Source organism: Microcoleus pseudofavosus SVA1_A4 (genome assembly GCF_036700565.1).
In the GTDB taxonomy this organism is placed as follows: domain Bacteria; phylum Cyanobacteriota; class Cyanobacteriia; order Cyanobacteriales; family Microcoleaceae; genus Microcoleus.
This window is the reverse complement of the sequence record NZ_JAUBPE010000202.1, coordinates 1-1,060: the sequence shown is the minus strand read 5'-3', so window position 1 is coordinate 1,060 and position 1,060 is coordinate 1. Positions and strand designations below refer to the sequence as shown.

General features: G+C 35.7%; 2 protein-coding genes and 1 pseudogene. All 3 read left to right on the top strand.

Translation table 11 applies throughout. The features are described from left to right. Positions 1-104 precede the first annotated feature (104 nt). A complete protein-coding gene (locus tag QUA02_RS33490; RefSeq protein ID WP_333034038.1) occupies positions 105-476 on the top strand; it encodes a hypothetical protein in 372 nt (123 codons plus the stop codon). Further along, entirely contained in the window at positions 443-904 is a 462-nt protein-coding gene (locus tag QUA02_RS33485; RefSeq protein ID WP_333034036.1) for a transposase, read from the top strand. Before QUA02_RS33490 ends, QUA02_RS33485 begins: the two co-directional genes overlap by 34 nt. Continuing rightward, positions 873-1,060: pseudogene (locus tag QUA02_RS33480) on the top strand (IS4 family transposase); the annotation flags it as partial. The gene QUA02_RS33485 and the pseudogene QUA02_RS33480, both read left to right, overlap by 32 nt.

Here is a 1,060-nt window from a genome sequence, read left to right as displayed (position 1 = left end):
CTGACGGGGCGACAGGTCGCCTGAAGAGCAGACAGGGAGGGCACTCTAGACAAATAGCATGAAAAAAGATAGGGTAAGAAAGCTTCTTACCCAAAAACAATTAAATGATACCAAAATTATATCATGCCCATTTGTCAAAAAAGCTGACACATTCTAATTACTTGTTGACAATTTTATTGATTCAAGTAGTGCAATCAATTAAAGAAGTCACATTAGAAAGCATAGCGACAAAACTAGCGATACCCATTAAATTTGAAAGTAGAAGAAAAAAGATTCAGAGATTTTTATCAGAGGATAAATGGGTTCTAGATGATATTTGGTTGTCACTGGTAATTGGTTGGATTAAAGGTAGTGTTAAACAGAATAAGGTTGTATATTTAGCAATAGACCGAACCAAATGGCAATCAAATAATATTTTGATGGTCAGCATGATTTGGCGAAAATGCAGCTCTTCCTATTTATTGGAAAATGCTTGACAAACAAGGGAACAGCACAAAGCGAAAATCAACAATTCGTATTAACGCCAGTATTCGATGCCTTATCAGATTATAAATTGATCGTGTTAGGAGATCGTGAATTTTGTAGTGTTACCCTCGGAAATTGGCTGAGGGAGAAGAAAGTAGATTTCTGTTTACGACTAAAAAAGAATGTTTGTATCAAGATTGAAGAGGAGTTATGGGCTGAACTAAAAATGCTAGGATTAGAGCCAGGAAATAGCTTTTTCAATCAAGAAGTAACAATCAGAAAAACTGCACCCATTACGGGGTTTAATCTAGTAGGTAAGTGGCTGGGTAAATATCGAAATATTACTACAAAAGAACCTTGGTATATTCTGACAAGCTTGGCAGATATACAAGCCGCAGTTGATGCTTATGCAAAAAGATTTGGAATTGAAGAGATGTGAGCGAGACTTTAAGGGTGGAGGATATAACCTAGAAAGGACTAATCTCACAGGTGAGCGACTGAGTAAATTATTAATTTTGTTATCACTAGCATACTTGAAGAGTATAATTCAAGGGATAGAAATTAAGTCAAAGCAAGTTCAAGAATATCTAAGTAG